Here is a 13,128-nt window from a genome sequence, read left to right on the forward strand (position 1 = left end):
ACTATATCCCAGAGCAGCAGCACATTCAGCTGGAATGGTAGTGATTCGGATGGGACTATTGCTAAGTACGAATACAGAAAAGATGGAGGTACTTGGACAAGCAATGGGACGAGCACAAGCTATACATGGAGCGGCTACTTAGAAGATTACCACACATTTGAAGTTAGGGCTCAGGACAACGAAGGCGCTTACTCAAGCACAGTAAGCTGGAGCTTCACATATTCGACGGGAGCGGTAGTAGTCGGAGAAATGGTACTCGTCGAGGGTGGAACGTTCACGATGGGAGATGAGTTTGGGGATCTAGAGGACTGGTGCAGACCAGTTCATGAGGTAACTCTCACATATGATTTCTGGTTGGGTAAATATGAAGTGACTTTCGACGAATACGACGCTTTCTGTGAGGCCACTGGCAGGAGTAAGCCTGACGACTGGGGTTGGGGAAGGGGAACCAGACCTGTAATGAATGTCAGCTGGTGGGACGCGATAGCTTACTGTAACTGGTTGAGCTCGAAAGAAGGATTGCCCGTAGCTTACAGATTGTTGGGAGAAACTGATGAAGGACAGATCTTGGACGCGAATGGCAATGTGACTACTGACATAACTAAGGTGGTGGGTTATAGATTACCGACACAGGCAGAATGGGAGTATGCTGCCCGGGGAGGAAAATACCGCTCGCCTTACAAATATTCGGGAAGCGATAATGTAGATGAAGTTGCTTGGTACGAGGAAAATTCGGGAAGCAAGACCCACGAGATCGGACTAAAACTGGCTAACGTGCTCGGTATATACGATATGTCTGGAAACGTATGGGAATGGTGTAGCGACTGGTGGTACTACTACACAGAAACACCAAAGACGAACCCCTACAGCAGTACAATTGATTCCTACCGTATGAATCGTGGGGGTTGTTGGTATTTTGGTGCGACAGGGCCGCGTGTAGCTAATCGCGGCTATAGTGATCCGACTGGTACGGGCAGCAACTTGGGCTTACGTATTTGCAGGATGGTGTACTGAATACGCTTTAGCCTTTTTACAATTTACCCTTTTCTGCGGTTTCGAGCGCCTGGCACGGAGTAGCCCGCAGGCGCGAGGAGACGCAGGAGGTACCGGAGGTTATATGGCCTTCAGGATAATAACGGTCCCATTCGACAATTAGAGAGAAGTGTTCCCGGATAACGAGATCAACAACTTCCTGCTGGACAAGAAGGTGAAAAGCTATTGAGTTAAGTTCTTTATCTGTTTCTAGAAGCCTTTCTGGGGCGTTTTTCTGGAATATGAAGAGATAGAGGATAGAAGCGTTGAAAAGCTGACATCACCTCAGGGTAAAGGATAGAAGGAAGTATTCGAAAAGCCGAAGGACCAGAAGAAGGAAAAGGGTTACAAACTCGGCTTTCCGGTTCCTATAGCGTACTTTCTGCTTTTTTATTGGCATCATAGCCTAACTGCTGAAGTCAAGATAAAGGCTACAGAAGTCAGTCTTTGTGAACTCTCCTTGACAGGGAGAGTATTCCAAGTATGTTTGGATTGGGTTCTATAGAGGAAAGCTCAATCTTTACCTTCTTTCCTGGAACTCTGTAGTAGTTCTCTTCAATGGTCTTAAGCATTCTGTCGAAATAGTACCGGTTCTTCCCGAGACTTCCTCCGACTACCAGTACCCCAGGATCGAGAGAATCTATGAGGTTGCAGAGAAAGCGTCCAAGAGTTTCAGAAGCTTCGGTTATCATTTCTTTGAAAACCGGCTCGTTCAACTGTGCTCGATTCATTATCTCTTTTGTGCCGATCTTTATTCCAAGCGAATCATGTGCTCTAATTTCAAGACCCCTGCCGCCTGAAATCGCTTGCAGGCAGCCGCGACGACCACAAGTGCAAAGCGGACCATCCGCTTTCACTATTGTGTGGCCGATTTCGCCCGCTGCGTTGTTTGCTCCCCGTAAGATTTTACCCCGGACGACCATTCCCATACCTATTCCCGTACTGACGGTGACGTAGATGAGCGACTCAATTTCCTTTCTGAATTCCCATTCGCCGAAAGCGGCCGCATTGCAATCGTTTTCGATTACACCTTCTGCACCGAGAAAGGAGGAGGCTCTTCTGAAGAGCTCCACGTTTTTCCACCCGAGGTTCGGCGACCAGATCAAATTGCCCTTTTCGGGACTGACGGCACCTGCCGTGCAAAGCCCCCAGCGGTTGATATTTCTACTTCCTTTCATGCGAAGACAGATGTTACTAAGTCGCTCGAAGAAACTATCAATTCCTTCAGCCGGTCTGGTGGGAAATTCCTCCGATGAATAAGGCTCCACTTCTTTCTCATTGAAAGCCGATACGAGAGTTTTGGTACCTCCAACGTCGATCGCTATTTCAACTGCTGGCATTTACGGCTCTCCGAATTTTCTGGATCCTTTCAAGAACCTCTCCTTCTCTTCCCTCATCAAAAAGGTTTCTGTTTGCTATGTAGGAACCGATTCCGAGCGCAACAGCTCCTGCTCGCATGTATTCTGTAGCGTTTTCGGACGTTACCCCGCCGAAAGGCATGAATTTGACTGTGGGAAAGGGACCCCTGAATGCTTTGAGCAAATTCAGTCCTTCCGCACCGCCGGGGAAGAGTTTCAGAAAGTTGAATCCGTTGTTCAGCGCCGTCTGTATATCTGTAGAAGTGTAGACACCGGGTATATAGCTTATTCCATCCCTTATCGACAACTTTGCGATTTCCTCGCTAAACCCCGGGCTGAGAACGAAATCGGCATTCGAGCGGAGCGCTCTCGAATATGCCGTATCATCGTATACTGTACCGGCCCCGATCACGAGCTTTCCGTAGAATTCCTTCTTGAGTTCGTGCATTCCTGAAAGGGACAGACTCCTTTTTTAACATTCAGTTAACCTTAGGACCGTGACGCTGGGAAGAGCATCCCAGGAAGTAATGCGCCGAAAGATCACCGGCGGAAGTGATGCCCGGAGGATCGTCCGGGGAAGTGAGGCTGCTTCGCAGGAGGCAAAAAGGAGCCAGTCTGCTGCGCAGGCCAGTCAGGCTCCGCCTGGCCAGTCTCGCCTATGGCGAGGCCAGTTCCGCTTCGCGGGGAAGCAAAAAATCGGGTTAGAAAAGCGGGTTATCAGAACGGGTTCTTGAAGAGAAAGAAGCTGAGACAAGTAAAGACGAATTTGAAGGCTTATTCGGATGACGGGGGACCGTTGACGGACAACGATGTCTTGAGAGTGTTCAGCGGGTCTTCTTTCTTAAGCGAAAAGCGGCTCTTGGTTGCGAGATACCGTGCAGACCCCCCAAACAGGAGAATTTTGGGGCAGGCTTTAAGGGCAGGCTCATCGGAATGACAATTAACAGTTACTGCGAAAAGGCTAGATTCAGTCATTCCGACAAAGCTCTTGGTCGGAATCTTGAGAGTATTGATTCACGATTTTGACCTAGAATGTGAACAGACCCTTACTCTAGAACGAAGAACAGGTTTTATTCGGAGAACGGAGAACCGCTCAACGTTCAACCAGTTTCTCTTGCTCTTACGAACCCCCTACCTGCTAACCCAACCCCGGTCTTTCAAAAGCCCAGATCCTGAACAGGAGCACTTCAGGATGACAAAATGAGTTCGTTCTGATCAGATTGCTTCAATCTTCCTTCTTCTCACAACTTGCATCTTGCAACTGAACTTCCGCTCTTTCCCACATCTAACCCGCTGAGCCCGACAATGGCTTTTCCGCAGTTACGATTTTCAATTACTAAATGATAGAATGAGGGCATTCTTGGTTTTCTTCGGTATTAGTATGCATTTTTATTGGAGGAGAGCTTCGTTAAGTGTAGCAAAAGGTTTCCGCCAGAAGAGAAGTGTAATAGCATTAGAAATCTGAACTTGCTTGTATTGTTGGTTCTTCATCGAAGAGGATCTGAAGTGATTTCAATAAAGGGTCAGATAGTTGAAGCGTCGGGCATCTGTGAGTGCACCGAATGTGGAGCGATATCTTATGGAAGGACGATGTGATAATGGATCAGTTAATAGAAAAGTTTTCAAAACTTGGTGTAGATAACGCTCCTGGACAGGAGAGTCTTCAAGATGGCGAGGGGCTTCAACTTATAGGAGAGAAGATTCCCGGAAGACCGGTTGATTTTTCTCATGGGGATGTCAATGCTTTTGAACCGATCCCGGGATCACTGGATGCATTTGTAGAAGGCGTCCGCTCGGGCGGTGAGCAAGCGTATACTGAATACAAAGGAAGAGGCAACATACGAGAATCTTTGTCTGAAAAGCTTTCTACATTCACCAACACTCCAATTTCTCCAGATACGCAGCTCATCATTACACAGGGGACCCAGGGAGCGCTTTTTCTGGCAGCGGGATCACTAATTGGCCGGGGAGATAAGGTCGCAATAGTTGAGCCCGACTATTTCGCCAACAGAAAACTGGTGCAATTCTTCGATGGCGAAATCGTTCCAGTAGCGCTGGATTTTCTGGAGTCTAATGGGCTAGCCGGTTTGAATCTTGCCGAGCTTGAAGAATCTTTCAAAGCCGGTGTTAAGGTCTTCTTGTTCTCCAATCCTAACAACCCGACGGGTGCTATTTACACGGCTGATGAGATTCGGTCTATCGCTTACCTTGCAAAGAAATATGATGTATCGGTTGTCGTAGATGAGCTTTATGCAAGACAAATTTTCGATGGCAGAGTGTATACACATCTGTGTGCCCAAGACACAATACCAGTCAATCTAATCACAATCATCGGTCCATCCAAAACAGAGTCTTTAAGCGGTTATCGGTTAGGAGTTGCATTTGGTTCCGAAAATATCATTGCACGAATGGAAAGACTGCAGGCTATTGTCTCTCTGCGCGCCGGAGGTTATTCTCAAGCTGTACTTACATTGTGGTTCAACGAACCAGAGGGATGGATGGAAGATCGAATCGATGCACATCAAAGGATCCGTGACGATCTGGTAAAATTGCTTCACGGCGTGGAAGGTGTCAAAGTCAGAAAAACAGAAGCCGGTAGTTATCTATTTGTGACAGTTCCCGAGTTGACCGTCACTATGAGAGAGTTTGTTAAAATCCTAAGATTTCAGGCCGATGTTACGGTGACAGTCGGAACGGAATTTGGCCCTCAGTTTATTAATAGTTTTCGCATCAATTTCTCTCAAGATCATCACTTTGCAGCGGAGGCAATTAATCGTACGGTACAGCTGATTGAAAGATACCGGAGAAAATAATAAGCGGTATTTGTTTATCCAAGTGCCTCTTTGTTACTCAGGAATGGTAATCGCTAACCTCAAATCTGGATAAATCCCTTCTTTCGAATCCCTTCTTTCGGGACAGACTCCATTTTTTACATTCAGTTAACCTTAGGACCGTGACGCTGGGAAGAGCATCCCAGGAAGTGATGCCCGGAAGAACATCCGGGGAAGTGATGCCATTATAGAACATTGGACGCAATGCCGGCAAAGATCGTGCCGGGACGCAATGCACTGAGGAGCATCAGTGGACGCAAGGCTGGACTAGAACATTTCAAGAAGTGATGCTGGGAAGAGCATCCCAGGAAGTGATGCCCGGAAGAACATCCGGGGAAGTGAGGCCGACTTCGTCGGGAAGTGATGCTCGCCGGCGCGAGGAAAGAGCCCCTCTCCTCTCTGGTCGTAAAACGTTGTGAAAAGCCGTCCTTTGAGAAGAGCACACACCCCACCGCAAGCGGTCCCCCCCGCTCAAGCGGGGATTTAGAAGCCGTCCTTGGTCCTTCGTCCCAGAACATGGACCCGTCCTTCGAAAGAGAAGGAATAACAGATCCTCAATCTGGAACGAAGAACAGGTTTCCTCGGCGAACGGAGAGCCGCTCAACGGAGAACCATTTTCTTTGCTCTTTCCAGCCCCCAATCCGCTAACCCCAACTCCGGTCTTTCAAAAGCCCAGATCCCGGATCAAGTCCGGGATGACGGTGTTGGGTGTCTCAGTCACAGTCAGTCACCTCCGGTGGCCAGTCGCACTGCGTGCGGCCAGTTTCGCTTCGCGGGGAAAGGGACGCTTGCCAGAAGACGCTGCACGCTGATCGCTGGGAAGAGCCTTCTTCGTTCCAGATAATGAAGCCGTCCTTTGAGAAGAGCACACTCCCCACCGCAAGCGGTCCCCCCCGCTCGAGCGGGGATTTAGGAGCCGTCCTTGGTCCTTCGCCCCAGAACATAAATCCTCCCTTCGAGAGAGCTGGAAGAACAGATCGTCGCATTGGAACGAAAGATATCTTTTCGAACCCAAAATATTCTGCCTTTGACCATGATTCGAGCTGCTAAAGCTTCTTCAAAAGCCTTTCTAGTCTGGCAGGAGAAACAACGGAAACAGCACCCAGGAAACTTGCAAAGTCGTCGATGCCCTTCTTTATAGCCGCTTCCATTTCCTCTGTGACGGTAACGTCATCCTCCCACCACCAGTTCTTTATATTCAAGATCTTCTTCTTTTTATCGAGAACTGGCTCGAAACGGGCAACGAAGTCTGCTCCGTAGAGAACGGGTAGAACGTAATACCCGTACTTCCTGTCCTTAGGCTGTTTATAGACCTCCCATACGTATTCGAATTCGAAAATGCTCTTTATGAATTTCCTGTCCCATAGCAGATTATCAAGCGGAGCTAAAAAAGCTGCCTCAAATGGTTCATCGATTACGAGGCATCGATCGAGAAGTTCGTGATTGGAGCTAGCAATGTAAACTGGATATTCAACCCCCTCGATCTCCAGCTCGATCAACTCACCCGAGTGGACCATCTCCTTTATTGCGGCTATCCGTCCGCTGCTGTTCAGACCCTTTATTCCAAGCCAGGCATCGCCCGATCTCGACCAGAAAAGCCCGATGCTGTCGATCCTTCTTCTGATATGCCAGCGGTGATAATCCTCTTCGGTCGTGTTGGGGTCGGACCTTCTCATAAGATTCTCGGGCATACACCTCCCGGCCAAGTCGTAGAACTTTCTAGTTCCGTTCCTGTGATGTATCACAAGCTCTCCCCGCCAGTACAGACTCTCGAGTGCCGCCCTGGAGACGTTGGTCGGCGCCCAATACCAGCCGACCTTTTTGTCGAAGTCAAAGTCCTGCGAGGAAAGCGGGCCTCTGACCTCAATTTCTTTCATTATGTGATCGGCTATCTCGTCTATGTGCTCGCTACTTCTTATATTAGCTTTTGAGTCTTCCCTGAATCTTTCGAAATACGGCCAGTCTTCGACCGGGTATAAAGACATGTTTTTATCAAAGCCTTCAATCAATTTCCTATCCTCGTAAAGTAGTTTGTAAAGCATTTCCGGTCTGTAATTTTCCACTCTTGACTGGAGAACGAGGTCTGTGTTCATCCCGGCGATGTTCAGCGGATCGAACTGCAGACAACCGACTTTTCTTACAAACTGAAGTATTCCGTCGCTACACTGAATCCTTTTTGGAGGTAGCAGATTCTGATAGGAGAGCAAAATCCTCTTTGCGTGATCTTTGGTGATCTTCATGCTAAACTTCCTTTCTTTGACAAATCTTCTCCCTGAATGTTATCATATGTCTTCGTGATCATCAGCGTACGTTCGGTGAAGCGCCTCTATTGAAGAGACTATAAGGCGAATACTGACGATTCACGATCTACCATTCTCCGTATCTGGGCAGGTCTGCATATCTTATGTGAAGCAAGTAAGAACTCCATTTAGTTGTTCGTCTATTTCTTCGCAAATAAAAGCCCGGGAAGGTTCCCCGAGCTGAATCGATGGTTGAATTTCAATAGATTACGCTTTCGAGAATCACCTCAACAAAGTCGTCTTCATCGCAAATGATTCGAGTATCGTTATTGTCACTTCGAGCTTCTCATTTCCAAACTCACTCTCCACGTAAGGACTCTGCATAGTTATTTCGAGAGACTGAATATCGGCTGGCCTTTCTTCCGGCATGTAATTAGAAGAATTCTGGACAATGAATCTTAGAGGGTCCTGGTTTCCGAAGAAGTAGTCGATGAATTCACTTCGCTCTTGCTCTGTAATACCCAGGGTGTACGTCGCAATCTGACCCGCGGAAGTATCGACCGGAATCCAACCGTAATTGGGTAGATAGAACTCGGCCCAGAAATGTGTGCCAAGGCTCCCAGCGAAAATCTGAAAGCCTCCCGGCGTCCTCGCCGGTATCCCTATAGATCTGCAAAGGGCGGAGAAGATAATCGACTGGGTTCCGCAGTCCCCGAACCCATGCTCGAAGGAATAGACGCTTTCTGGAACGCCTGACGCGTCGATTGAAGCGTGAGCCATAAAGCTGTAAGGGATATTCTCCACAACGTAGTAATATATCTTTCTGGCCTGGAGGTACGGGTTTGTCTCATCTCCAACGATGCTTCTGGCCAGGTGCTCGAACCTTTCATCGAAGTAAATGTCACCTTCAGACTTTGTGAATTCGCGGTACAGGGAGCTTTCGGTGTCATAGTCTCCAACCTTTTCAGGATCGACATCGAACTGTTGTTGGTAGTGTCTAAAAGTGAATTTCACCGAAATATCGAGATCCTCCTCCAGAGCTGAAAGATCAAATTTGAAAAGAATATAGGCTATGTTACCATCAATTTTCGGTAGGCCAACCATCGCTTCTTTCGGAATAACTTCGAGAACGGTAATTTTCTCTTGAGTTGCAGTCTGAAGTGGAAGCGGCAGCCAGATTCTCAGTGAGCCCGTTTCCGGCAACAAGGACCTTTCAGTCTGTAAAGTGTATTCAATAAGATACTCTTTGGGATTGAAATAAGGGCTGAAGTCCGACTTGAAATTGGCAAAAGGCGTTTGCCGCGGCCCGTATTCGCTGAGAAGGTGCTTGACCAGCAAAGTATTGGTGGCCGACCATTTAGGTTCTCTCTTAACCAGTTCTGGATCGCGGGTGAAAAGGTTGTGCTCAAAGTCTTCATAATACATCTCGACACCTTCGACAACAAACCTCTGAATATCTCTATCCACTATGAATCGTCTGATCTCTTCATCGTTCTTGAGATCCGGATAGTGCCTCAAGATTATCTCTTTGGCCTCTTCGAAAGTCAGCGAGAACTCGATCGTGAGTTTCAGCTCATTCTGACTTTGGAAATGCTCGTCCGATCTCTGAAGAGTGTTGCCTAGAACTAGCGCGGACAGAAGCAAGATCAAAAAAACAAGTTTTGTTTTCACACATTTACCCCCCATTTTGTCTAAAGAGAAGACATGACAACAGTATACAACTATTGATTATTCATAATTCAGACAGGCAATATATTCTTATGACCGAAACAAATTTATCAAGACCTGGATCCTTTGTTGTCAATGATGGCTCGCCTAACGAAGGCTAGAAGATTCGACGGCAGTTCTTTGACCAGATCCCGGGTTGGGATGACATTGGGCTATCCGAAAGAGCTGCATCTCATCGCTCTCACTTTGATAGCTGATAGATCAGGACGCCGAAAAGCATTAAGAGCAGACCTGTGAGTTTTGCCGGAGTCAGCTGAAGAGGTGTTTCACCGAAAAACCCCGAAATGTTGATTATTAGTGCGAAGATTATCTGTGTGATAACAATTATCACGATTCCTCTGCTGGCGCCAAGTGCAGATACGCCCTGCGCAATGCTGAAGATGATAAGGACACCGATGAATCCTGAAGTCGCATATATCGGATTCAATCCCTTGAGTGATTCGTAGCTAAGTTCGCCTCTTCCAAAAAGCAGTAAGAGAAATGAAGCAAGGAGAAAACCCGTACCGTGTATGAAGAAATTCGAGCCAAAAAAGCCGATTTTCTCGCTAAGTCGCGCGCTGAAAACGCTCTGCATGGCGATTACTATGCCTGCAGTCACGGAAAAGAGAATACCCTTAATCATTTTTTATTCACCCGTAAAGATCCGAGGCCAGATTCTTGAGTTTGTCGTAATCGACTATTCTAATCTGTGATCTACTGACTCTAAGTATTCCTTCTCTGTCCAGTTCGTTCAAAACCCTGTTTACATGGCGGTAGCTAGCCCCCAAAAGCTCGGCGATCTCAGCTTGACTTTCAGTTTCCAGTTCATCCAGCATTTTTTCATTCCTTTCATTTGAGGTCATCAGCAGAAGGTAAGATGCGATTCTAGTCTTTAGGGGTGCGGAAGAAGTCAAGGTCTTCACGACGGCATTGTGATAAAGCTTGAAAGACAGTTCACGAATGATCAGTCTCAGGACGGCGGGATTGGTCATCAGATTCTCTCTTACCTGAGAAAGCCTGAGAGCCAGAAGTTCAGATTCAGAGACTGCCGAAACCGAAGTCTTGACGGTGAATTCATTGGCTATTTCCAGGTCTCCGAGCAAAGAAAGGGGAACGCAGAACCTAAGCAATACTCTGTTGCCATTTCTCAAGAGAATCGAGATCTTAACCTTGCCTTTCACAAGAAAGTACAGATACTCAGGTCGCTCGTCTACGGTGAAAATGTCTTCGCCTCTTTCGAAGTTGTGCAAGGTGAAAAGTTTATTGACCTCCTCCTCGAAAAACCCGGCCAGTTTGAATCTCGACAAGTATTCCGTTATTCGCTTTCTGTCTCTTATTTCTTTCATGAATAGCCCTCCCGGATAACAGTATATTACCAGTGCAAGTTGAATGAATAGGACAGATGTCTATTAAGACAATGTTCGGATGCTGGAAGGATTTTGCTTCTCTCGAAAGTTTCGTCAGCTATTCGCTTGCGGAGACTCCGCTGTCAAATGCAAGTTTGATGCTAGATTCACGAGGTAAAAAAGGAACTATGATTAGCATTACCTTCGAAGAGCAATGTTCTCTGCAGTGGAAAATGGTTTGTTTCACAAATGGATTGAAACATCGGAGAATTGAACTTGCTGCCTGTATCGGTGTGCTTTTCGATCCACACACTCTACAGAGCGGAAGATAGACAGGATAGGCTTTAGTAATCTGAAGAAACAGATGTGAATAGCGGGTGAGCGCAAAGGTAAACAGAGATGATATACCGATAAGTCTAGACAAGGGCAAGTTCCAAATGTGTCGAGCTGTAGAAAGAATCAAGAAAAATAACATTCGTTAGCTTCGCTTCAGGAAGAAGAGAAACTGCAATAGCTATTGTGAACGATCAGGCTTTATTCGAGAGGAACATCGAGATTCTCAAAATTGAGAGTCCGTACGGGGTATTACGAAACGGAAAAACCAATCTAGTTGAGAAGAGCATTTTCGGATACTTTCATTAGATATGCCCGAAAGGGATGCATTGTATGAGCCTTAAGAGGAAAACTACAAAACGACTTAGTCGGATGAAGTTTGTTACTGCTACTTTCGTAGAACGGCGGACATCGTCGGTACATCCCAGATGGTGATTATCTGCAGTGGAGTCTCGCTTCTTCGTCCGTTTTCGGTCACAAGTATAGCCTCGAGTCTTTTTCCAAGAGCGCTGAATTCGCCAAATGAGTCAACAATGTCGAAGAGGGTTGACTTTCTGCTTACGAATTCCACTGCCTCGTCTTCTTCGGCATATTTCATTACATCACGTACCCGCGTTTTTCTTATGTTTGCCCTTTCTTCATTATCTACACCTGCCATCCATCTGGCGACTGCATTTGTCGTTAGAATACCTATGAATTCATCACCATCATAGACTGGAATCTGAGAATATGACTTCTCCGCGATGATTGTAAGCGCCTTCTCCAGGCTCTCTTTTATATCTATCGTCGCTACTTTCTCGTATCCAAATACTGAAGTTACCTTTGGCGGATTGTTTAGCATCCGCGCAATCCTCTCTATGTCTTGGACTACTTCGTCGTGGGGCTCTGCGATAGGTTTGGCATCGCTTGTTAGGGTGTGCACTATCGCGTTGCGTAACTCGGCATATTCAAGTAGCATGTCGAGAAAGCTTCTCAGGACCTTGTCTCTCTTCGATAAGTCTCTCAAGGATCGTGAGAATCCATCTATCCGATAATCCTCGTTAAATCTGCTCAAGTATCCTTCTATTGATCTGAAGGCCTGCATAAATCTCTCTGAATTATCCATATCGACCTCCTGAATGGAACTCAGCTTACAATTGCAGAGAATCAGCAATGGTAACAAAACCAGGCAAGAAGTGAAGAGACGACTCTCTGCTTAAATAGAGTATATCAAAACAAATCGGGCAGTAGAAGAACAGCAGATCTACAATCGTCATTAGGGGTCGGAGTATTTCTGGTAATTGCAAGATCTCCCGAATACGCGGACCCGTTTCTTGAGGAGAATTACAAGCTATCTATTCATTCCGATATTTACCAGAACTTTGTGGAACGAATATTGTTCACAATGTTTCAAAGAGCAGCCGGGGGATGGCTGCTCTCCAGGAGAAAACCGAATCTAACTGCTGCCGTGCAAGTCGCATAAATGAACAGTATGGAGTTTACTACTGCTGTATCCTAAGTAAAGAAACTAAGAGCTGCTCTCATAATAGAAGTATGGAAATCTCATCTCAATGTGGAAGAGGCCTAATCAATTCAGTCCTCATCTGCTACATCAGACTTTTCAGAATTTTTTTCAGCTTTTTGAACGTCTTCCCTTTCTGCGGATAAGGGAGTGTAAGTAGCCAGTCGTTTATGAGTGCAACTGCCATTGTGTAAGCTCTTCCTTCCTGAATCAGTTCGGCTATTTCCTCGTCCTTAAGAAGGTTGCTCTCGAGGATCATATCGGCTCTCTTGTAGAGATAGGGTTTTGCGGAGTCCGAAATCAGCTCTCGAATCTGTCTTTTGATAATTTCCCTTTCCTTTTCCCTCACAATTCATCACCGTTCAAATCGTATTAAAAGAATGATCTTCTATCTTCATCATCTTCCTCTGATGTCCATGCAAAACAGTGCCTGTTGAAAAGAAAATTCAGTAATTCTAATTTGAAATTACACTAGCATTTTGCAGTGAGCTCATTTTCGGAACAAGAACCGTGAGATATTCTATACTTGCGAGCCGCTTTCGAAAAGTCATGGTGGTTCGACAAATAGGAATTACATCATTCAGATGATCTTTCTTTTTCGACAATTTAGATTTGTTCATTAGGCGGGAGATTACTGTTAGATGACCTCCTGATCCTTTTTACAAGTATCTTGGAGCCAGTCGAGGAGAAATCAAGAATTGATCATTTCTTAATTGAGATTCAGTCTAAAGTGTTAATTCACAGTGATGATAATGAAAGGAAATTGACTGATTGACGCCG

The 13,128-nt window shown here is 46.3% G+C and carries 10 protein-coding genes; 2 read left to right on the forward strand and 8 right to left on the reverse strand.

All coding sequences use genetic code 11. From position 1 onward, the window contains the following. On the forward strand, window positions 1-1,014 hold a 1,014-nt coding region (locus Y697_RS06805; protein ID WP_259462354.1), incomplete at its 5' end, for a formylglycine-generating enzyme family protein. 458 nt (window positions 1,015-1,472) lie between these two features. Here the strand turns inward: Y697_RS06805 and Y697_RS06810 are convergent. Further along, window positions 1,473-2,372 carry an ROK family protein gene (locus tag Y697_RS06810; RefSeq protein WP_121550898.1) on the reverse strand — a complete coding sequence of 300 codons (900 nt, stop codon included), beginning with the start codon at window positions 2,370-2,372 and terminating at the stop codon, window positions 1,473-1,475. Beyond that, window positions 2,359-2,838 (reverse strand): bifunctional 4-hydroxy-2-oxoglutarate aldolase/2-dehydro-3-deoxy-phosphogluconate aldolase, encoded by a 480-nt coding sequence (locus Y697_RS06815; protein WP_259462355.1) that lies wholly within the window; start codon window positions 2,836-2,838, stop codon window positions 2,359-2,361. Before Y697_RS06815 ends, Y697_RS06810 begins: the two co-directional genes overlap by 14 nt. 1,114 nt (window positions 2,839-3,952) lie before the next feature. Between Y697_RS06815 and Y697_RS06825 the strand changes: the two genes are divergently transcribed. Next, the gene (locus tag Y697_RS06825; protein WP_121550900.1) at window positions 3,953-5,203 is read left to right on the forward strand and encodes a pyridoxal phosphate-dependent aminotransferase; all 1,251 of its coding nucleotides are present in this window, start codon (window positions 3,953-3,955) and stop codon (window positions 5,201-5,203) included. Between the two features lie 1,064 nt (window positions 5,204-6,267). On the opposite strand, the gene Y697_RS06835 is transcribed toward Y697_RS06825, so the two are convergent. From Y697_RS06835 to Y697_RS06865, 6 genes are all read right to left on the reverse strand, one after another. Then, window positions 6,268-7,461 carry a winged helix-turn-helix domain-containing protein gene (locus Y697_RS06835; protein WP_121550902.1) on the reverse strand — a complete coding sequence of 398 codons (1,194 nt, stop codon included), beginning with the start codon at window positions 7,459-7,461 and terminating at the stop codon, window positions 6,268-6,270. A 282-nt stretch (window positions 7,462-7,743) separates the two neighbouring features. Beyond that, entirely contained in the window at window positions 7,744-9,132 is a 1,389-nt protein-coding gene (locus Y697_RS06840) for a transglutaminase-like domain-containing protein (protein ID WP_121550903.1), read from the reverse strand. 238 nt (window positions 9,133-9,370) lie between these two features. Beyond that, window positions 9,371-9,811 (reverse strand): DMT family transporter, encoded by a 441-nt coding sequence (locus Y697_RS06845; RefSeq protein ID WP_121550904.1) that lies wholly within the window; start codon window positions 9,809-9,811, stop codon window positions 9,371-9,373. 7 nt (window positions 9,812-9,818) lie between these two features. Continuing rightward, the gene (locus Y697_RS06850; protein ID WP_121550905.1) at window positions 9,819-10,514 is read right to left on the reverse strand and encodes a helix-turn-helix domain-containing protein; all 696 of its coding nucleotides are present in this window, start codon (window positions 10,512-10,514) and stop codon (window positions 9,819-9,821) included. A 721-nt stretch (window positions 10,515-11,235) separates the two neighbouring features. Then, on the reverse strand, window positions 11,236-11,952 hold the full coding sequence (locus Y697_RS06860; protein WP_121550907.1) for a CBS domain-containing protein: 717 nt from the start codon (window positions 11,950-11,952) through the stop codon (window positions 11,236-11,238). Window positions 11,953-12,433: 481 nt separating this feature from the next. Further along, on the reverse strand, window positions 12,434-12,697 hold the full coding sequence (locus Y697_RS06865; RefSeq protein WP_121550908.1) for a hypothetical protein: 264 nt from the start codon (window positions 12,695-12,697) through the stop codon (window positions 12,434-12,436). Between the last annotated feature and the right edge of the window lie 431 nt (window positions 12,698-13,128).

The organism is Mesotoga sp. BH458_6_3_2_1, from assembly GCF_003664995.1.
Lineage (GTDB): Bacteria > Thermotogota > Thermotogae > Petrotogales > Kosmotogaceae > Mesotoga.

Excerpts from the sequence above, each read along its gene's own strand:
- Y697_RS06810 (WP_121550898.1), bottom strand. The coding sequence starts at position 2,372 with ATGCCAGCAGTTGAAATAGCGATCGACGTTGGAGGTACCAAAACTCTC.
- Y697_RS06815 (WP_259462355.1), bottom strand. The coding sequence starts at position 2,838 with ATGCACGAACTCAAGAAGGAATTCTACGGAAAGCTCGTGATCGGGGCC.
- Y697_RS06825 (WP_121550900.1), top strand. The coding sequence starts at position 3,953 with ATGTGGAGCGATATCTTATGGAAGGACGATGTGATAATGGATCAGTTA.
- Y697_RS06835 (WP_121550902.1), bottom strand. The coding sequence starts at position 7,461 with ATGAAGATCACCAAAGATCACGCAAAGAGGATTTTGCTCTCCTATCAG.
- Y697_RS06845 (WP_121550904.1), bottom strand. The coding sequence starts at position 9,811 with ATGATTAAGGGTATTCTCTTTTCCGTGACTGCAGGCATAGTAATCGCC.
- Y697_RS06850 (WP_121550905.1), bottom strand. The coding sequence starts at position 10,514 with ATGAAAGAAATAAGAGACAGAAAGCGAATAACGGAATACTTGTCGAGA.
- Y697_RS06860 (WP_121550907.1), bottom strand. The coding sequence starts at position 11,952 with ATGGATAATTCAGAGAGATTTATGCAGGCCTTCAGATCAATAGAAGGA.